The following is an 18,868-nucleotide window of genomic DNA, read 5'->3' on the forward strand; positions in this document are numbered from 1 at the left end:
GCCCGGCCGTGGCGAGGACGATGGCCGAGTCGGCGCTCTCCTCGCGCAGAACGATCACACCCAGCTCAGTCAGCTTGCGCTGCATGACAGCGTTGCGCCAGGTGACGGTGGTGCGATAGACGCCGGAGCCAGGCTGCTGTGAAGCCGCTGATGGCCTTGCCTCTCCGCGCTCCAGCGGCCAGGCGCCGGCCACCGGCTGCAGCGGGCTGAGCACAAGGACGATCAGAACGATGATGGTCAACGAACGGAATAGTGGATGATGCGATGACATGAGAAACCTCCTCAACATCCTCGACGGGTGGCGGTAACGCAGGCGCGTGTTTCAACGAATCCAGGCGATTCGTGAGCCGCCACTGTCATTCTACCACGCCCCCGCGCCAACCGTCAATTTTGCTGACTAAAAAACGATGTTGTACAACATTGATAACTATAATAACCTGTCTTCTCGCTCTGTGATCACATCCAGGCGCATATTGAACGATTACGTAACCGCTGGGCCTGCCTGGAATTCAGACAGGATTCACAGGATTGACAGGATATTCGAACTCTCGTGCCGATAGTTTTGCACACCACAGAGCAAGAATCCTGTACATCCTGTTCATCCTGTCCAAATCGGCCTGCAGGGTGAGCAGTTATTAGGATTCACAGGATTGACAGGATATTCGAACTCTCGTGCCGATAGTTTTGCACACCACAGAGCAAGAATCCTGTACATCCTGTTCATCCTGTCCAAATCGGCCTGCAGGGTGAGCAGTTACCAGGATTCACAGGATTGACAGGATATTCGAACTCTCGTGCCGATAGTTTTGCACACCACAGAGCAAGAATCCTGTACATCCTGTTCATCCTGTCCAAATCGGCCTGCAGGGTGAGCAGTTACACGATTACCGACAACTGTATGCATATGGTAAAATGGCGCTGCGGGAGGGTGACATAGTAAGATGTCTGGCAAAGGAGTGCAACCCATGAACCAAAACATCATGCGACGCGGCGTGGATTACATCGGCGTGGGCGTGGGCGCGGTCATTCTCGATGACGGCGGCCGCCTGTTCCTGGCCCTGCGCGGACCCGCGGCCAAGAACGAGCGCGGCCTGTGGGAATTCCCCGGCGGCAGCGTGGAGTTCGGCGAGCGCCTGGCCGATGCCCTGCGCCGCGAGATGATCGAGGAGTACGGCGTCGAGATTGAAGTGGGCGACCTGCTCGACGTGGTGGATCATCTCCTGCCCGCGGAAGGCCAGCACTGGGTCTCCCCAACCTTCATCTGCCGGCTGGTTTCCGGCGAGCCGACCATCCGGGAACCGGGCAAATGCGCCGCCATCGGCTGGTTCGCCCTGGATGAACTCCCCGCCAACCTCACCGTCGTCACGCAGGCCAACCTGGCCCACTACCGCCAGCGCCTGCAGCAGCGACCACTGGATTCGGAGGCCGCATGACCGACATCGTCACCCCTTCTGCGCGTGCGCAGGCAACCAGCCTGGCCCTGGCCGCGCTGACCAGCCGGCCGCTCTACCTGGACACCGAAACCACCGGCCTCGGCGCCTATGATGAGATTGTCGAAGTTTGCCTGCTCGAAGCCGACGGCAGCGTGCTGCTGACCTCGCTGGTGCGGCCGCAGCGGCCCATTCCGGCCGATGTCGTGCGCATCCACGGCATCAGCGACGCCGAGGTGGCCGCCGCGCCCGCCTGGCCCGAACTGTGGCCGCAGATTGCCGAACTGATCGAAGGGCGCCGCCTGGCCATCTACAACGCCGATTTCGATCTGCGCATGATGCGCCAAACCCATGCCGCCTACGGCCTGCCCTGGGAGCGCCACGAGCGCCAGAGCCTGTGCATCATGAAACTCTACGCCCAGTTTCGCGGCGACTGGAACGCGACCTACCGCTCCTACCGCTGGCACAGCCTGGAAAACGCCGGCCGTCAGTGCGGCATCCCCCTGCCCAACAGTCACCGCGCCCTGGACGACGCCCGCCTGACCCGCGCCGTCCTGCACGCCATCGCCGGCCAGGATTACCACACGAGCGACTCCCCCGCGTAAAGGCAAGGCTTTGACTCTCATCGAACACGCCGTCCGCAGCGGCAGCCTGGTGCTCTACAAGAACCGCCCGGCGCGGGTCGCGCAATTGGGCGACAAGCTCGACCTGGACCTGCCGGGCGGCGAGTCCGCGCATGTGCGCCCCAAAGACATCGTCCTGCTGCACCCCGGCCCGGTGCAGAGCCTGGGCGAACTGACCCCGCAGCGGGGCGACGTGCAGTCGGCCTGGGAACTGCTGGCCGGCAGCGAAACCACCCTGCCCGAACTGGCCGATCTCATCTACGGCGCGTTCACGCCCGCCACCGCCTGGGCGGCTTGGCAGCTCGTCAGCGACGGTCTCTTTTTCCGCGGCACGCCGGCGCAGATCACCGCGTGCTCGCCTGACGAGGTGGAGCACAAGCAGCAGGCGCGCCGCGCCGAGGCGGCTGAAAAAGCGGCCTGGGCCGAATTTGCCCAACGCGTGCGCCAGCAGCAGACCGCGCCCGGCGATGCCCGCTTCCTCAGGGAGGTCGAAGCCGTGGCCCTGGGACGCCAGCCCCGCAGCCGCGTCCTGCGCGATCTGGAGCGTGAGGAGACGCCGGAAAGCGCCCATGCCCTGCTCCTGGAAACGGGCTTCTGGCCGGTCACCGTCAACCCCTACCCGCAGCGCCTGACCCTGCCCACCGCCTCGCCTGACCTGCCGCTGCCCGCCCTGCCGGACGAAGCGCGCCGTGATCTGACGCACCTGCCCGCCTTTGCCATTGACGATGCGCGCACCACCTCGCCCGATGACGCCATCAGCCTGGACGCGGACGGTCGCATTTGGGTTCACGTGGCCGACGCGGCCGCCCTGGTGCAGCCGGATGATCCCGCAGACGAGGAGGCACGCGGCCGCGGAGCCACGCTCTACCTGCCGGAGTCCGTCATCTCCCTGCTGCCCTGGCGCGCCACCGAGCTGCTCGGCCTGGGCTTGCAGGACATCTCGCCCGCGCTCTCCTTTGGCATCGGTCTGGACGCCAACGGGCAGATCAACAGCCTGGAGATCACCCCCAGCCGGGTGCGCGTCACCCGCCTGACCTACGAAGCCGCGGACGCGGCCCTGGACGACGAGCCGCTGGCGTCCCTCTGGCGCCTGCTGCAAGGCTACCACGCCTGGCGCCAGGCGCAGGGCGCGGTCGAAATTAACCTGCCTGAAGTGGACGTTTTTGTGCAAGAAGGGACGGTTGTCATCGAACCGGTGCCTTCCCTGCGCAGCCGCAGCCTGGTCGAAAATGCCATGATCCTGACCGGGCACGCCGTCGCCCGCTTCGCCCTGCAACATGACATCCCCCTGCCTTTCGCAACGCAGGAAGTGGGGGACGAGGCCACGCCGGCCCTGCGCCGTGCGCACACCCTCTCGCAGATGCTGGCCCTGCGCAAGACCATGCGCCGCAGCCAGTACCGCACCGTGGCCGATCCGCATGGCGGCCTGGGATTGCCCGCCTACGTGCAGACCACCTCGCCCCTGCGCCGCTGCCTCGACCTGGTCGTGCATCAGCAGCTGCGCCGTCACCTGGCCGGGCAGCCGCTGCTCAGCCAGGCCGACATCCTGGCCCGCATCGGCGCGGTCGAAGCCGTCAACAGCAGCCTGCGCGAGGCCGAGAACAAGTCCAACACCCATTGGACCCTGGTGTACCTGCTGCAGCACCCGGACTGGCAGGGCGAGGGCATCCTGGTGGACAAGCGCGGCCTGCAAGGCACAGTCATCCTGCCCGAACTCGGCCTGGAGCCAACCGTTCACCTGCCGGGCGACCTTCCGCTCGACACCCGGCTGGTCGTACAAGTGCGCAGTGTGGATCTACCCAGGCTTGACGCAAGATTTCGTATAGCGAGGTAACATGACCACAACATCTCCATTTCCTGCCAAACGCGCTTTGTTGATCGGCATTGGCCGCTACGCGCATCTGCCGCCGGAGCGCCAACTGCACGGGCCGCCTGCGGACGTGGCCGCGCTGGCGGACCTGCTCACGAATGCCCATGCTTTCGATCACATCACCACGCTGGTGGACGAACAAGCCACCCGCAAGGCCATCCTCGACGCGTTCGCCGACCTGGTGGACGCCACGCAGCCCGGCGACCTGGTCCTGATCCACTACAGCGGGCATGGCTCGCGCGTGCCGGACATTCACGGCGACGAGGCGGATGGCTGGGATTCGTCCCTGGTGCCGCACGACGGTCGTGACCCGGACGGCCTGGCGCCAGACATCCTCGATGACGAACTGAACCCGTTCTTCGGCCGCCTGGTCAACGAACGGCAGGCCGGCGACCTGGTCTTGATCTTCGATAGCTGCCATTCCGCGGGCATGACGCGGGCCGATGGTGATGCGCCTTTTCCCGCCTGGTCGCGCAGTCTGGAACCGCCGACCCCCGTCGCAGGCTCACGCCTGGTGGAATCCGCCGCGGCCGCGTCCGCCGCGCCCGCGCCCATGTGGCAGCCGGCCGGCGAACAGTTCATTGCCTTCTATGCCTGCCAGGGCGCCGAATCGGCCTTCGAGCTGAAGCTGACCGCCAACACCGTGCATGGCGCGCTGTCGCACGCCTTGCTCACCGCGCTGGCCGGCGGCGAAGTGAAGACCTACCGTGATCTGTGGGAAAGCGTCAGCCTGCGCGTGGCGCAGATTTCGCCGCAGCAGCGGCCGCAGGTCGAGGGCCATCTCGATTACACCATCTTCGGCCGCGAGGCGGTGCGCCAGATGTTCTACGTACCGGTTCTGGGCATGACCCCGTCTGGGTTGGTGCGCCTGGGCGGCGGCTTGGCGCTGGGGCTGGATGTGGGAGATCGCCTGCGCCTGGCGCCGCCGGGCACGCGGCGCCTGAGCCAGGTCGGCAGCGGCGCGTTGGTCGAAATCGTCCCGCTGGGCCTGACGCTGCACCAATGTCAGGCCGCGATCGTCAGCGGCAGCGGCGGGCAGGCCGGGCAATGGGCGCTGCTCGAAACGACGCGGCCCGCCATGCAGCTCCGCGTGGCGGTCAACCCTGCGGCGGCCAACGCGCCGCTCATCGCCAAGCTGCAAAAACAGCCGCTCCTGGCCGTTGTGGATCGCGACGCCGCGGTGACGGTCGAGGTCAGCGCGGCCGAGACGCGTTTCCTGGATGACAAGGGTCAGCCGCTGCTGCCCGGTCTGCCGCGCAAGGATTTTCTCTGGCAGACCGACGTGGTTGAAAGGTTGGCCGGCCTGGCCTGGCAGCGCAATTTCCTGCGCCTGGCCAATCCAGACAGCCGCCTGGCCGGTTCTTTGCGCCTGGAGCTGACCGACGCGGCCGGCCGCGGCCTGACCATGAGCAGCCCGCAGCAGGCCGCCGCGGAGCCGGGCGCCGTTGTGCGCCTGTCTGTGACCAACACCTGGGCACGCGATCTCCATGTGGCGGTGCTCACCTGCCAGGAAGGCGCAGAGCCGGTGCAGTTCTGGCCGCCTGGGTCAGGCGCATCGCTGCCGTTGACGCCGGGCCGCCCGCTGACGCTCGAACTGCCGCCGGGCCAGGCGTCCGTGGTCATCAAGCTGTTCGCGGCCACCCAGCCGATCCCCTTCGAACTGCTCACGCACAGCCGCACGCGACGTGAGGCGCCCGCTGCACTCTCTGCGCTGGGCCGAGCGTCCCTGCAAGCGCAGGGTGTTCCCGCACCGCCGCCCCCGCCCTCTACTCCGCCTCCCGGCCAGACCCGCACCGTCACCGAACCAAGCCGCCGCCGCGACGACGATGACTGGATCGCCGTGCAGGTGGTGGTGGCGAGAGGGATGTAGAATAGACGGAGTGGATTGGAGACCGGAGATTGAGATGGGGATCGGAGACTATGCAACATAACGAACGCGTCTCGGGGCTGTTGAACGGCTTGATCTTCGGTCCCACCGGAGTAGCGCTCACCCAAGGCGCTTGCAGCCCGCACGAGGTATTTGCCTGTGGCACATCACCCCCCTGCCCCACCGCGTCAATCACTGGCAGCCAGATCGGCGTCAATCTCTGCGATCATGGCTTCGCAGAGCGCCAGTTCTTCCTGCTCCTTTTCCAGGTCATTCTCGGCCTCGATGACCAACATCTGGTAGACATCCACCTGGGTTTGCCAGGTTTCACGGCCGGCCTGGTCCTGCGCTTTGCTCAACAGGCGTTGGGCATTCATCTGTTCATACTGCCACCGCGCCAACTCAGGTTCGATGGTCTCCCAGATCTTCGTCTGCGCTTCGATGACGCGTTCTTCCCATGCCTGACGCACCTCTTGTTTCAATGCGTCCATCTTGTCCTCCTTGCTTTGCTTGCGATTGAAAGGGTTTACACTTCCACCCACACCAGCCGGTCGAACCCCAACGACACGACCGCGTAGGTTCGCAGGCGCAGGCGCTCGCCGTGACGCGCCAGCAGACCCGCGCGGGTCCGCGGCAGGATCGCCAGCGCTTCCGCCAGCCGGGCCTTGACCAGCGGCAGCTGAGCCACGGCATCTGCGCTGAGCGCGCGCGGCCGCGCCGGTCAGCTCCGCCTCTTTCAGGGGCACGTACTTGAACTCCAGCAGGATGTCGAGCAGCTCATACTGGCGCATCTCCGGCCGCACGATCATGGTCAGGTCCGCGTAGGTGCGCGCCAGCGCGGTCTCCGAATCCATGATGTAGGCGATGTCATTGAAGAGCAGGGTCAGGAACGTGGTCTTGACCGTCAACTCGTTCGCCCAGCGGTAGTCCCGGTTGTCGAACACGGGGTAATAACGCCGCTCGATGAAGTCGCACAGCGGCTGCAGATTGCCGGTTTGGCAGAACAACTCCGCTGCCTGCCGTCCTTCATCCAGGGCGCCGCGATCGGGCAGCAGCAGGTCCTGGATGCGCTCCACGTACAACCTGCGCGCCACCAGGTTTGGAATCGTCAGCATCAGCTGTCCGGAGGCCGTGCGTCCGCCGAGGGTGAGCACGCCGAAGTAGGTGAGGAACGAGGCCATGAACGGCGCGTCCTTGACCGCCATCAGCATGTCCTCCACCCCAAAGCGGTCAGCCAGGGCCGAAACCGCCAACACCGGCGCGCCGTTGACCGCGTCGAGAATGATCTGGCCGCCGCCGGGCAGGCTGGCGATGTACGCGATCTTGCCGCGATCCATAGCCAGGTTGCTGTCGAGCATGTTTTCGGGATAACCGCAGGCGCGCTGGAAATGTTTGAAGAAGTAGAGCGCCAGGGTGGGATTGTAGATGCGCTCGGCCGCCATGTTCGTGGTGAAACGATAGCCGTTGTAGAAGGTGCGCACCATCTCCAGCGCCTCATCCGCCTGCGCCGCGGCCCACCCGCAGGTCGCTGTGATCTGACGCAAGGTGGCGGCGATTTCGTCCTCACGAAAGCCGCACAGGTCGTTGAACTCCGGCTGCAGGGTAATCGTCTCCGAGACGTTGTAACCGCTGGTGAGATCGCTCAGAACCACGGGCGAGACGCCGGTGATGAAGACGCGGTCCACGCCAAAGCCGCTGGCCCCGCCCTTGACCGCCTTGAAGAGGGTTTTGAGCGCGCCTTCTCCGCGCAGCAGTGCGTCGTAGCGTGCCTTGCCAGCCGGCTGGCCGCCCATGGCCAGTTCGTTGGCGAAGTTGTCGTACTCGTCAATCAACAGGTAGAGCTTGTAAGGAGTGTGGCGCATGGCTGTCAGCGCCGACTGGAAAGACGCCACCGCATTGTCTGGATAGATTTCGATGGCTTGGGTTAGCCAGGATTGGTAGTAAACAGCAAAATCACGAATGCGTTCGTTTACATGATCGTGCAGCGACCGGGCGATCTCGCCAGCGCCGCCGTACGCGGCTACCAGCGAAAAATCCCAGCGCATGACAAAATACTGATTGTGTAGCGGGGTGGGCGCGCGGCCGATCGCCAGGCGACCGAACAACGACTCGAACTGATCGGCGTTGGCCACGTCGTAATAGTTCGCCAGCATGGAAAGCAGCAGCGACTTGCCGAAGCGCCGCGGGCGCAGGAAGAGAAGCTGGTCGCCCAGGTCTTCCAGCAGCGGGATGCAGTCGGTGCGATCCACATAGAAATAGCCTTCGCTCATCACCTTCACGAAATCACTGATACCATACGGAAACTTCATGGCTTCCTCCTCATCTCTCTCACCCCCATCACGTCTCATTTCCCTGGGGAAGCCGGGGTTTCTGGAATTATACCAGCCGCAGGAAAACGGTACCAAAATCGGGCGCGCTGCCAGCCTGACTCAAAATCGTCATGTGGACTGTTACGGATGGGCGTTATGCTTGAATTGTGTTTCCGAGACACAAAGAGAATCTACATGTTTTGGAGGGTACAAGTGAAGGGTTTCATTGCGTTCATGAACAAGTGGGGCGTGATCGGCCTTGCCATCGCCGTCATCATCGGCGGCAAGCTCAACGCCTGGGTGTCGGCGCTGGTTGAGGACATCATCATGCCGATTCTGACGTTTTTCATTCCCGGCGGCGCTTGGCGCGATGCCGTGTGGAACCTCGGCCCCATTGCGTTGAAGATGGGTCATTTCATCGGCGTTACCATTGATTTCATCCTGATTGCGTACTTGGTCTATTGGTTCTTCACGCACGTGCTCAAAGACGAGGCAGTGGCGAGCGCAGGCAAGAAGTAACCTGCACCGCCTCGTGTAAACGAGATAGCAGCCGAATCGCAGGTGCAGACAAGAACAGGGAGCGTCGCGAGACGCTCCCTGTTCGCGTGACGCGCCGTTGGATTCGCCACAAGGCGTGTTTTTCCTACGGTGCAGATGGACAGGGCGCTGCGGCCCGCTTGATGACCGCTCGGCGCTTTCCTGACAAATCTGTCAGCCTCATCCGCGCGTTTGTTATCTCAATCGTCATCTTGCGCTGGTACCATTCGAACTGTAGATTCCCTAATTGGAGCCCCCTGATGGATCAAGAAGCTCCCCGTATGATGTATCGTAAGCGAGAGGGTGCGCATATTGCGCACCCTCTTTCGTTTGCGTACGGTCCGTCCTCCCCTTGCGCAGGCTGGCTGCCGCTCGAATCGCCGGGCAAGCCGACAACGCCCTCCCCGGCACCCGCTCCTTACCCGGCGGGCCTGCGCAAGGTTGGGCGATTGTCCGGCCAACAACCCTCGCAGGGGCCAATGGACTTCACGACGTCAACCCGTGGCAGCGTCGCGTGCCTCTGAGGTCGTCATCTCGCCGCCGCCCTGCGAGGGGAATCCCCGCTGGATGCTGTTGCGCACCCGGTGGCCGATGCCGTCGCTGGCCGGCACCCACTCGCGGTGATTACATTCGAGACGATAGCCGAAGTCGGTGCTGAAGCTGGCGAAGGCTTTGCGCGGCCAGTCGCGCAGCGGATGGCGCATGAGCTGGCGCAGGCCGCGGCTGGCGATGCCGTTCCAGCCGTACAGTTTGCGCGACAGCCAGTCGTAGCCCTGGGCCAATTGCTGATGGGTCATCTGGGCCGGGTAATAGGTGACATGGTTGGTATCGTACAGTGACCAGGGCACGCCGGGAAGCAGGCGATTTTCCTCGATCCACTTGGCGCGCTGCGGCGTGCCCACGTAGGGCGTCAGGACGGTGATGCTGAAGCTGTCAAGATCGCTGCTGCGCATGAAGTCATAGGTGCTTTGGAAGATCTGCGGCGTGTCACCATCGAAGCCGAAAACAAAGAGGCCCACCACGCCGATGCCCGCGTCGTGGACGCTGAATGACCTCGCGGTAACGTTCGACGTTGCCCTTGGCCTTGCCGCCCAGTTCACGCCGATTGTTTGGATTGGCGCTCTCGAAGCCAATGAAGAACTTGTCCAGGTGCGCCTGTCGCGCCAGTTTGAGCAGGTCGGGATAATCGCCCACCAGCAGCTCGGCCTGGCAAGTCCAGCCGTGCAGCGGCAGCCGGGCCAGCGCCTTGAAAAGCTGTTCCATGTACTCAGGATGCAAGCGGAAGTTCAGGCCGAAGTTGTCATCGGTCAGGAAAAAGCGCTTGATGCCGCGGCGCTCGATCTCTTCGACGACTTGCTCCACCGGGCGCAGGCGCATGACCGCGCCCGAAACCCGGATGGCGGTGCAGAAGGTGCAACTGCGCGGACAGCCGCGCGTAATCTCCAGGTACGGCGTCCAGTAGCGACGTTTTTCGTCCACCTGGCGCAGCACTCGGTCGGCCAGGGGCGGCAGGAAATCGAGGTTGGCCCATTCTGTGTCCACGTAGGACGACTGCAGTTGGCCCCGGTCGAAATCGGCAATCATCTGGGGCCAGGTGCGATAGGCTTCACCCACGGCAACGCAATCGGCCCAGGCTGCCACTTCGTCTGGCGCCAGCGTGGCGTGCGCGCCGCCGATGATGACTTTGGCGCCGCGCGCTTGTGCGCGCGTGGCGATCCAGCGCGCCCGGTCAATCTGCAGGGTTTTGGCGGTGATGCCCACCAGGTCTTGCGGCCCCAGTTCGTCGAACGGCAGCGGCTGCAGGTCCTCATCAATGATCTGCACCTCCACCGCGTCCGGGACGAGCGAGGCCAGGCGCATCAAGGTGTACGGCGCCATGGTGCCGGCCCAAGAAGCGCCCATCGCGACCGGGCTGCACAAGATAAATTTTGCGGATTGGCATGAACGAATCTTCCTGTGGTATGAATTCCTGAACCGCCCACGGGGCTGGCGATTGTCTGTCCAGAAAAAGCTCGATCATCTGGACAAGCAGAGGATATCGCCCGATTATAGGCAGAGAGGGGCAAAAGTCAAACGAACCTGGCCGGTGACAGGCGAAGTGCTGGAGGGAGCAAAGTGAGAAGGTAGGATTACGGCTTCAGCCAGGAAGTCAAACGGTTGCGGATGCGCGCAAGTCGGTCAGGCGAGATACTACCCAACCGGGCTTCGATGATGGCAGGATCTACAGTGGCAAGACGGGCAAGGCGAATCACAGAACGTATTTTGAGACGGCTGAGGGGAAAATCGGGATCCGTGGGTTGAATGACCTCATCGAAGCCTGGAATGACCTGGTGCTCACGCGAGGTCACTAAAGCCAACAAAACGTCAGAGTACGGGCCAGGTGCCAACGCAACAACCAGGGCGGGACGGAGCTTTCCGGTCCGCAGGTCGGTTTGGGGAAAACGAACGAGCACGAGGTCTCCCGGTCTCATTGGACGTACACCTCTTCGGCGTCGTTGATCGTGTACTCAACGTCGCCGTCTGCATCTCGTAGAAATTGGCTAAGCGCCATCGCCCGCCATTGCCCCTCGGTCCACTCGAGGTATGGCATGGGAAGCCGATGCCTGGCCAGAATGAAGGCTGTGAAGTCAGCGATCTCAGCGACGATGTCGTCGGGCAGCTCGTTGAGTTTTCGGCTCAGTTGTTCACGGATGGAAGCTGTGCTCATGATAGACCTCGCATTGACACCCTGTTCGCCTTATTGGTGGGCATTATATCTGGTAGAGACGATTTTGGCAATGCTCTCGTCCGTCGCCGACGTGGCGCGGCGCAAGCGCACGGACGCGGAGATCGCTACTCCCAGCAGTTCCAAATGTAGCCATCCATGTGACTGGCCAGCGCCAGGCCGTCCTGGTGGGCGCGACGCGTCCCGTAGGGACACCTGACCTTAGCCATCATCGCACGAGCCGTATCCGTCCCGTAGGGACGGTTGAATCCATCCCCCGCGGTCGTGGTATGGCGACGGATTGCGCTCGGGGCGGCCTCATTCAATCGTCCCTACGGGACGACGGGTGTGGGGGGGGCATCGCTCGCTCAAGTCAAGGCGCCCTTACGGGGCGCCGCATTTCCAAATGTAGCTTTCCAACGCCCACAATCCCTCTTGCTGCCCACCTATCTCAGGGATTTTGGGCCAAAACCGCCCGAACGAGGAGCGCAGGCCCATTTACGGGCAGCCATTCCGGGTACATTTGGAATTCCTGCGCAAGCGCACGGACGCGGAGAGCGCTACTCCTGCGCCGTTCGCCGCGAGACGGTCAATATGGTATACTCTGATCGCTCGGTTGATGAGATATTGATGGTGATCAAGGTGAGGTGTAACAGTGCCACAGAATATTCTACCAGAGGTAAGCCAACCAACTGTCCTGGAGCGCCTGTTGCCCGTCTTGCACCAGGCACTCACCGATTCCCTGGGTGCTCGCCTGGATCGGGTGGTCCTCTTTGGCTCACAGGCGCGTGGTGATGCTGGTCCCGCGGCGGACGTAGATGTGCTCGTGGTCGTGAAGGATGAACCAGACTATGGCGACCTGATCCGCCGCACATCCAGGCTCATTGGTGAGCTGTCTCTTGGCTTCGATATCGTCATCTCGCGCGCCTTTGTCAGTCGCGAGCGTTTCGAAAACGAGCAGAGCCCATTCTTGATCAACATCCGGCGCGAAGGAGTGCCCGTATGAAACGAGAGGTCAAGCGGCCCTCCGGCGTGACGGCGCTCTCTGCTCAAGGTGCGCTGAGGCGACTGCGCACGTAGAGATTCTCAACCTCGGACCCAGTGCGCCGATCGCTCCACAAGGCATGCGGACGCCCGTCCGGCCCCACGATCAACGAGGGGAACTTGACCTCCACACTCTCCAGATCAGTCACGAACTCCTGCGCGCTCCAGGTCAGCCCGCCGTCGCTGGAGTATTTGCCGGCAATGTCCGCGCAGCGCTCAGGCTCCGGGCAGGCGGGCGTCAGGAAATCGCGCTCATCCTTCCAGAAAAGCCAGATCACGCCGTGCGGATTGTCCGGCGCCCAGAAGGGGAAACGGCTGCTGGCCTCGGACAGGGTGACGCTGGCGCTCCAGCTCTGCCCCTGGTCCGTTGAACGGCGGTAGTCCACGCTGGCGTGGGGGGGATGCGTGGTCATGATCCCCAGGTGAATCACTCCGCTCGTGTCCACGATCGCCTCCGGGTCCCAGTCACGCTCGGCCGTGGCCGCACCGACGCGCTCGGCGAAGGTCTGCCCGCCGTCCGTCGAAACCGCCACGTAGGTATCCCAGTCCGGGTTGGCGCGGTTGTCGCGCCAGGCAATCGCCAGCAGGTTGCCGTTGACGCCTTCCACAGAAAAGCGCGGGAACGCGGCATGGCCACTGCCCTGGTTGAGCTTTTGACGGGCGCCGAAGGTGCTGCCGCCGTCGGTGGAGCGCATGTAGTAAATCTCGGTGGGCGCCGTGTCGGTGCTTGGATCGCCGTAATGCCAGGCCAGGTGCAGGCGGTTCTGCAGATCGAGCGAGAAGCTGAAGCTGCCAACCTTGCGGGTGGACGCTCCGGTGAGGTCGCGCGGCGCCCCCCAACTCAAGCCGGCGTCGGTCGAACGGCTGTAGTACAGACGATCTGCGCCGCCGCTGCGCCGGTCGTGCCACATGCTGTGCAGTGTGCCATCTGGCCCGATGACCAGGTTGGGACCGGTGGCCGGGAATGTGCTGTTCGCCACATCCAGCGGCGATGACCAGGTGACGCCGCCATCGGTGGAGCGGCTGTAGAGCGCGTCGTAGACAGTGCCGTTGATCTCGCCCCACATGATGTGCAGACGATTAGCGGCATCTACGGCCAGGTTGCGCCCGACGACGCCGCTCGCGATGTGCGTGCTGAAGGTGGCCTGATGTTCCGGCCCCCAGTGCGGGTCCACGCCGTGACTGCCCGTCGGCGTGGGCGTCGCGGTAGAGCCAGGCGCATTGGTGGGCGTGCGGGTCGGCGTAGATGATGGCGTCGTCGTGGGGGTGGCGCCGGGCCAGGACAGGTTCCAGCGGCTGGCGACGATCGGCAGGTAGCTGTGACAGGCTGGATTGACCGTCGTGCCCATGATGTCCACGATGTCACCGATGCCGTTGCCGTTGACATCTACCACGCAGGTGGTTTCGTCTGGCGTGGCGGTTGGCGTGGCGGTCGGGCCCGGCGGCCGTGGCGGTGGGAGTACGCGTGGGCGTCGCGGTCGCTCCGGCGGCAGTTGGGGTGCGCGTGGGCGTGGCAGTTGGCGCTCCAACGGTTGCCGTGGGCGTGGATGTGGCCGCGGCGCCGTCCAGGCCGTAGATGTCTACCTCGGCCCGCTGCATGTAGCCGGCAATGAAGCGCTGGCGGCTGGCGTCGAGGCCGGTGTAGGGCGGCACATAGGTCAGGCTGCGCAGATCGGTCTGCGAGATCAGGCTGAAACTGCTGGCGTCAATCGTGTAGAGGCGCCAGACCGAGGCGGCCGCGCCGGCTGGCTGGCGCGGGCGGCCGGTCAACCGCGGGCCGCGGACGGCTGCCTGGGCGCTGGTTGTTGCGACGTCCAGGGTCAACAGCCGGTTGTTGGCTGCATCCAGGTCAACCACAATGCTGCCGCGGCCGGCCGGCAGCAGGCCGGTCACAGTGTCGGTGGTGGTGTCAATCAGGATGGGGCCGATGTGCAGGCGGTGACGGCTGCTGTCCGCGAAGATGACATGATCGGCGAACGCATTGCTCCAGCCCCATTGCTGGCTGCTCAGATCGAGGGTGCGCAGGTAGGCGTAGTTGGCGTTGCCGTCGAAAACATCCACCTTGTGCTGGCGTGACACCAGCACGTAGAGCTTGTTGAGGCTTTCGTCCACGGCCGGCTGCAGGTGCCCGGGGCCGGCGGTACCCTGCGGGCTGTAGGTGAAGCTCGGCACATCGCTGATGGTCGCGGCCACGCTCAGACTGCTGCCATCCACGATGACTACCCGGTCGCGCTCCGGATGCGTGGTGATGACACGGTGGTGCGTGCTATCCACAGTCTGATTGCTCAGCGCGTCCTCGGTGTCGGTCAAGCCCAGGTTGACGCTGCCCAGGAGCGTCGGGTTGAGCGGGTCCGGCGCCAGGGCATAGGCGGTGACGGCGCCGTCGTAGTGGCTAAGGACGAAGAGTCGGTTCAGCGCGGTGTCCACATCCACCGCGGTGGGCCAGCCGCCGGTGGTCAGTTCGTTCCAGGCGCCGCTGCCGGGCCGGTAGATCATCAGCGTGCTACCGCCCAGGCGGTTGGTCAGATAAACCGTGCCGTCGGTGGGCGCGACCGCGACATCTTCGACCGCGTTGCCGATGTCGAGCAGGCCGTTCAGGCTGACGGTCAGCGCGTTGACCACCGCGACCTGGGTGTACTCCATGCCGGCGGTGTAGATTTTGCCGGTGGTGCGGTTCAGCACCATGCGCTGCGCGCCGCCAGTCTGCAGGTCAAGCTGCTGTTCGAGCGCGCCGGTGCTGGCATCGAGCACGGACAGGCTGCTGCGAATGGGGGAGATGCCGTCGCGGGAAACGACGTAGACCTTGCCGGTGGCGGTCCAGAAGCGGGGCTGCTTGGCGTCCGCGGGCAGGAGCGTGCTGGCAAGCTGGACGCCGCTGCTGTTCAAGATGAACAGGCGGTTGGAGGTGGTGAGGAAGAGGCGGCCGCTGGCCGGGTCAACATCCACGAAGTTGAAGGGCGCGCCGCCGGCGTTGTTGACGGTGAGCGACGGTAGCTGCGCCAGGGTGGCGGTGTTGATGACATAGAGCGGAGTGGCGGCCGTGGGCGCGCTGCTGTGTACCACGTACAGGCGTTGGGCCGCGCTGTCCAGGGCCAGGCCGCCGATGCGATCGGCGCCCAGGTCAACCGTGGCGAGCAGGGCCAGGGTGGTGGCATCGTAGACGGCCACCTTGCCGGTGGTTTGCAGGCTGACGAAGACGCGGCTGGTGGCCGCATCCACGATCACGCCTACCGGATCAGCGGCCAGACTGGCCTCGGCCGTGACGGTGTTGGTGGCCGGGTCAATACGGCGCAGGATGTGGTTGCCATAACCGGCCATGTAAAGCATGCCGTTGGTGGGATGAACCGCCAGGTAGGGGCGATTGAAGTCGTTGTCGCTGCCGCCGCTGCTCAGGCTGCCGATCAGGGTGTCGGTAGCGCCGTCAATCACCGCGATGCCGGCGGTCAGAATGCCCTGTACGTAGATGCGATTCAGGTTTTCGTCCAGCGCGACATCGAAGAGCTTCAGATGATTGCCCTGCGCAGCGGTCCAGCCGTGCAGGCCGTTGATCGAAACCGTTTCGCTGAGGATCGGCGGCGCGGGTGGGGCCAGGGCCGGCGCGGGTCGCCCGGCAGCCAGGGTGGGGAGAAAAGTGAGGGAGAGGGCAAACAAACCGCAAGCCCAGAGAGAGATGCGCAACCTGGTCATGATGCTGTTCCTTGTTTCAAGTGGTGTACGTCTGGGCGCCCTGGGCGTGAGCACGCATCGTGGCAACAAAGAACAGCGAAGGGGAGGATTCTGGCAGAGGGCAGAGATCGGAGATTCGAGATCAGAGATCGGGTTTCGTGGAAGGCGAATGGTCTCCAATCTCCGGTCTCCAATCTCCGGTCTGCAGAGGGCAGAGATCGGAGATTCGAGATCAGAGATCGGGTACGTGGAAGGCGAATGGTCTCCGGTCTCCGGTCTTCAGAGACCAGAGACTTGTTGTAACCCCGAATTCATTCGGGCGCGGCCGTGCGCGAATCACCGCCAGTCTATGACGTTCTTAACGAACCGGCATTCTAACACCCGAACCTGCTTCAGCAGGTTTTTCATACCAGACGCCGAATTCATTCGGTGGAATGACAACGAGGCCGCGCCCGATTGCATTACCAAATTTCATCATTCGGGCGCGGCCGTCGGATCACCGCACGCCCCGTAACCCCGAATTCATTCGGGGGCAGCCTGGAGCAGGCTGAGCGGCTCGCCGTAGAGGACGTAGGCCAGCCAGGTGGGGTTGTTGGGCGCGGCGTCGCGGATGGCTGTGCGCGCGGCGGTAAATGCGTCGCCCAGGGCAGCGCCGCCAAACAGTTTTTCGTAGAACACGGCGGCGAATTGCGCGGCCAGGCGGTCGTTGACTTCCCACAGGGCGCCGACAAACGCGCCGGCGCCAGCCTGCACGAAGCGCTCGGCCCAGCCGCCCAGCCCAGCCAGGGCAAAACCGGTCCTGCCGCTCTCGCAGGCGTTGAAGAAGATCAGCGGGCGGCGCGTGTAGCGCGTGCTCCGTGAGATGTCCGTCGGTCGCAGCTTGCCATCACTGAGCGTAATGGTGGACTGGGCCGGGTCATCGCCGGCCGCGCCGTGACTGGCGACATGCACGATGCCTGCAAGCCGGCTGTCCTTCAGCCGGATGATCACGTCACGAGTCGTGGCGGCGGCGTCGGTCAGCGCGATCAGTGTATCATCCGGCCACAGGTCCTGCAGGGCCTCGTATTCGGCCCCGGTGTAGATCAGGTTCGTGCTGGGAATGATGGCCGTCATTCCCCGGTTGGGCAGCGTCGCGGTCATGCCGTCGCCGGCCAGCCAGCGCGCCACGGTGAAGCGGCTGCACAGGAAATCGCCTTCCGCCCGCGTCTCTGGGTCGAAGATGCGCGCCAGTTCCCAGGGAATCCACGGCTCGTCGGAGGTGATGATCAGGCTGGTGATCCTGGCCGGTATGGCCCACAGGGCGCGCTGCAAGGCTTCGGGAAGGCATCGAAAAAGAGGTTCTCGCCCAGGGTCTTCAACTCGGTCTGTTTGTCCTTGTCGGGCAGTGAGCCGCCCGTCTGCCGCGCCAGATCGTTGAGCCTCTTGAAGTAGCTCTTCATCTCCTCGGCCGGCTGGCCCGCGAACGTGTGCGTGCCCATGGATTTCCAGTTGAAGCCGGCCAGTTTGGAATGCAGAATGAACTCGAAGGTGGTGTGGGCCGAATCGGCGGCTTTGATGCGCAGTTCCAACTGCGGCGGCGGCAGGTCGCGATCCGGCATGGTCATCACCGCCTGGGTAGACAGCGCCTGCGCCGGCCCCGCGCCCAGTTCCGCGACAGTGCTGACCACCTCCACCTGCAGGCCAACCGTGCCCAGCAGGCGGTCGTTCTGGCGGAAGTCCACCGCCACCGATTTGGCGCCGGGCGACTTGGGCAGCAGATCGAAGATCAACGGGGCGGAATCGCCGCTGGCCTTGACCACCAGCTCGCCGGTGTGCGCAAGGTTCCAGTTGGCGTCGAAGATGACGAAATCGGGCGCCAGGACGACGGCCGTCACCGGGTGCGCCTCGCCCACCTGCACCGACATGGCGGTCGGGGTGCTGACTGCGCCCCTAGCCTGCTGTTCGGTCAGGCGCACGGTCAGGCGGGTGGCCAGCCGGTGCAGCACCCGGCCGGGGAACTCCACCGCGCCGTAGCGCTGCACGACGGCCACTTCATCAGCATCCGATGGCTCATCATCAGGCGGCATGGCAGTCGCCATCTCCCGGTCCGCGGCGCCGGCCCGGCGCAGGAGATCAACAAGCTCCGATGTATTTCTGTCGGGCAACACCCCCTTGCGCCAGGTAGGTTCCGCAGACTCGTCCGCCTGTCTGGCCGCTTTCTGCAGCAGCGGCGGCACTTCCGGCACATCCGGTGCAATCACATCAATCTGCTCCAGGAACCAGACCGCCGCCGCGCCGCGTTCTTCGAAAGTAGCCGCCTCTTCCAGGCGGCGGGCCGTCTCCAGGAACAGGCGGCCTAGATCGGCCTGAACCGCAGCGTCCAGGCGGTCCCGGCCGGCGAGAAGCGCCTCGACCACCGGGCGCAGGACGCTGCTCGCCTTACTCGGCCAGTAGGAGAACTGGCTGACCGGGTAGGGTTTGGAGTCATGAGTAATCTGCAGGATCTGCTCCAGCATCGTCCGGATTTCCTGCGCCCAAGCCGGATTGCTGAACGCGATGCCGCGCATGGCGTTCGTTTCACGGGCCGGATCGAGGATGGATGCCAGGAGTCGGCGGCCGCTCGGCGCCTGGTCGAGTGCGCCCAGGGCCGCGACCGCGGCGGTCACCGGCAGGAACCGGCCCGTGGCCTGGCGCAGTTGCTCGTAAGGCGCAGTCAGCGCCGCGCGGATGTCCGCCGCGCTGACCGCGTCCAGGGTGGGCCAGCGGGCAATCAGCATTTGCAGCGCGTCGCGCAGCGTTTTTTCAGCCGCAGCGGATGCGAAATTAGACATGGGACACC

17 protein-coding genes are annotated in these 18,868 nt (G+C 64.2%); 7 read left to right on the forward strand and 10 right to left on the reverse strand.

What is annotated here, in order from left to right; genetic code table 11:
* Window positions 1–271, reverse strand: a 271-nt coding sequence (locus tag IPF85_RS13300) for a hypothetical protein (protein WP_343408569.1), incomplete at its 3' end; no start/stop codon positions are given.
* Window positions 272–965: 694 nt separating this feature from the next.
* On the opposite strand from IPF85_RS13300, the gene IPF85_RS13305 reads away from it, so the two are divergent.
* The 4 genes from IPF85_RS13305 to IPF85_RS13320 are packed head-to-tail and all read left to right on the forward strand — an operon-like array spanning window position 966 to window position 5,793.
* Entirely contained in the window at window positions 966–1,433 is a 468-nt protein-coding gene (locus IPF85_RS13305) for an NUDIX domain-containing protein (protein WP_343408570.1), read from the forward strand.
* Window positions 1,430–2,035, forward strand: coding sequence for a 3'-5' exonuclease (locus IPF85_RS13310; protein ID WP_343408571.1), 606 nt, complete (start codon window positions 1,430–1,432; stop codon window positions 2,033–2,035). The genes IPF85_RS13305 and IPF85_RS13310 overlap by 4 nt, the downstream gene beginning before the upstream one ends.
* Window positions 2,036–2,045: 10 nt before the next feature.
* The gene (locus tag IPF85_RS13315) at window positions 2,046–3,887 is read left to right on the forward strand and encodes an RNB domain-containing ribonuclease (RefSeq protein ID WP_343408572.1); all 1,842 of its coding nucleotides are present in this window, start codon (window positions 2,046–2,048) and stop codon (window positions 3,885–3,887) included.
* 1 nt (window position 3,888) lies between these two features.
* Window positions 3,889–5,793, forward strand: coding sequence for a caspase family protein (locus tag IPF85_RS13320; protein ID WP_343408573.1), 1,905 nt, complete (start codon window positions 3,889–3,891; stop codon window positions 5,791–5,793).
* A gap of 185 nt (window positions 5,794–5,978) precedes the next feature.
* On the opposite strand, the gene IPF85_RS13325 is transcribed toward IPF85_RS13320, so the two are convergent.
* Entirely contained in the window at window positions 5,979–8,099 is a 2,121-nt protein-coding gene (locus tag IPF85_RS13325; protein ID WP_343408574.1) for an AAA family ATPase, read from the reverse strand.
* 213 nt (window positions 8,100–8,312) lie between these two features.
* On the opposite strand from IPF85_RS13325, the gene IPF85_RS13330 reads away from it, so the two are divergent.
* The gene (locus tag IPF85_RS13330; protein WP_343408575.1) at window positions 8,313–8,618 is read left to right on the forward strand and encodes an MscL family protein; all 306 of its coding nucleotides are present in this window, start codon (window positions 8,313–8,315) and stop codon (window positions 8,616–8,618) included.
* Between the two features lie 512 nt (window positions 8,619–9,130).
* On the opposite strand, the gene IPF85_RS13335 is transcribed toward IPF85_RS13330, so the two are convergent.
* Complete coding sequence (locus tag IPF85_RS13335) at window positions 9,131–9,658, reverse strand: hypothetical protein (protein ID WP_343408576.1); 528 nt, start codon at window positions 9,656–9,658, stop codon at window positions 9,131–9,133.
* Window positions 9,624–10,514: a radical SAM protein gene (locus IPF85_RS13340; protein ID WP_343408577.1), complete on the reverse strand. Its 891-nt coding sequence runs from the start codon at window positions 10,512–10,514 to the stop codon at window positions 9,624–9,626. The genes IPF85_RS13335 and IPF85_RS13340 overlap by 35 nt, the downstream gene beginning before the upstream one ends.
* Here IPF85_RS13340 and IPF85_RS13345 point away from each other — a divergent pair.
* On the forward strand, window positions 10,513–10,755 hold the full coding sequence (locus tag IPF85_RS13345; protein WP_343408578.1) for a hypothetical protein: 243 nt from the start codon (window positions 10,513–10,515) through the stop codon (window positions 10,753–10,755). The two genes, IPF85_RS13340 and IPF85_RS13345, sit on opposite strands and share 2 nt — an antisense overlap.
* A 10-nt stretch (window positions 10,756–10,765) precedes the next feature.
* Here IPF85_RS13345 and IPF85_RS13350 read toward each other — a convergent pair whose 3' ends face one another.
* On the reverse strand, window positions 10,766–11,089 hold the full coding sequence (locus IPF85_RS13350) for a type II toxin-antitoxin system PemK/MazF family toxin (protein WP_343408579.1): 324 nt from the start codon (window positions 11,087–11,089) through the stop codon (window positions 10,766–10,768).
* A 14-nt stretch (window positions 11,090–11,103) separates the two neighbouring features.
* On the reverse strand, window positions 11,104–11,343 hold the full coding sequence (locus IPF85_RS13355) for a hypothetical protein (RefSeq protein WP_343408580.1): 240 nt from the start codon (window positions 11,341–11,343) through the stop codon (window positions 11,104–11,106).
* A gap of 652 nt (window positions 11,344–11,995) precedes the next feature.
* Between IPF85_RS13355 and IPF85_RS13360 the strand changes: the two genes are divergently transcribed.
* Window positions 11,996–12,346 (forward strand): nucleotidyltransferase domain-containing protein, encoded by a 351-nt coding sequence (locus IPF85_RS13360; protein WP_343408581.1) that lies wholly within the window; start codon window positions 11,996–11,998, stop codon window positions 12,344–12,346.
* Window positions 12,347–12,389: 43 nt separating this feature from the next.
* Here the strand turns inward: IPF85_RS13360 and IPF85_RS13365 are convergent, their stop codons facing one another.
* From IPF85_RS13365 to IPF85_RS13380, 4 genes are all read right to left on the reverse strand, one after another.
* The gene (locus IPF85_RS13365) at window positions 12,390–13,778 is read right to left on the reverse strand and encodes a sialidase family protein (protein WP_343408582.1); all 1,389 of its coding nucleotides are present in this window, start codon (window positions 13,776–13,778) and stop codon (window positions 12,390–12,392) included.
* The gene (locus IPF85_RS13370) at window positions 13,747–16,071 is read right to left on the reverse strand and encodes a hypothetical protein (RefSeq protein WP_343408583.1); all 2,325 of its coding nucleotides are present in this window, start codon (window positions 16,069–16,071) and stop codon (window positions 13,747–13,749) included. The genes IPF85_RS13365 and IPF85_RS13370 overlap by 32 nt, the downstream gene beginning before the upstream one ends.
* A gap of 501 nt (window positions 16,072–16,572) precedes the next feature.
* Window positions 16,573–17,361, reverse strand: a complete 789-nt coding sequence (locus tag IPF85_RS13375; RefSeq protein ID WP_343408584.1) for a CHAT domain-containing protein — start codon at window positions 17,359–17,361, stop codon at window positions 16,573–16,575.
* Complete coding sequence (locus tag IPF85_RS13380) at window positions 17,316–18,860, reverse strand: hypothetical protein (RefSeq protein ID WP_343408585.1); 1,545 nt, start codon at window positions 18,858–18,860, stop codon at window positions 17,316–17,318. Before IPF85_RS13380 ends, IPF85_RS13375 begins: the two co-directional genes overlap by 46 nt.
* Between the last annotated feature and the right edge of the window lie 8 nt (window positions 18,861–18,868).

This window comes from Candidatus Amarolinea dominans (assembly GCF_016704685.1).
Classification (GTDB): domain Bacteria; phylum Chloroflexota; class Anaerolineae; order SSC4; family Amarolineaceae; genus Amarolinea; species Amarolinea dominans.

What these genes read in the sequence shown, in the direction of transcription:
- IPF85_RS13305 (WP_343408570.1), top strand. Translation starts at nt 966, where the DNA reads ATGAACCAAAACATCATGCGACGCGGCGTGGATTACATCGGCGTGGGC.
- IPF85_RS13310 (WP_343408571.1), top strand. Translation starts at nt 1,430, where the DNA reads ATGACCGACATCGTCACCCCTTCTGCGCGTGCGCAGGCAACCAGCCTG.
- IPF85_RS13320 (WP_343408573.1), top strand. Translation starts at nt 3,889, where the DNA reads ATGACCACAACATCTCCATTTCCTGCCAAACGCGCTTTGTTGATCGGC.
- IPF85_RS13325 (WP_343408574.1), bottom strand. Translation starts at nt 8,099, where the DNA reads ATGAAGTTTCCGTATGGTATCAGTGATTTCGTGAAGGTGATGAGCGAA.
- IPF85_RS13345 (WP_343408578.1), top strand. Translation starts at nt 10,513, where the DNA reads ATGGTGCCGGCCCAAGAAGCGCCCATCGCGACCGGGCTGCACAAGATA.
- IPF85_RS13340 (WP_343408577.1), bottom strand. Translation starts at nt 10,514, where the DNA reads ATGGCGCCGTACACCTTGATGCGCCTGGCCTCGCTCGTCCCGGACGCG.
- IPF85_RS13355 (WP_343408580.1), bottom strand. Translation starts at nt 11,343, where the DNA reads ATGAGCACAGCTTCCATCCGTGAACAACTGAGCCGAAAACTCAACGAG.
- IPF85_RS13370 (WP_343408583.1), bottom strand. Translation starts at nt 16,071, where the DNA reads ATGACCAGGTTGCGCATCTCTCTCTGGGCTTGCGGTTTGTTTGCCCTC.
- IPF85_RS13380 (WP_343408585.1), bottom strand. Translation starts at nt 18,860, where the DNA reads ATGTCTAATTTCGCATCCGCTGCGGCTGAAAAAACGCTGCGCGACGCG.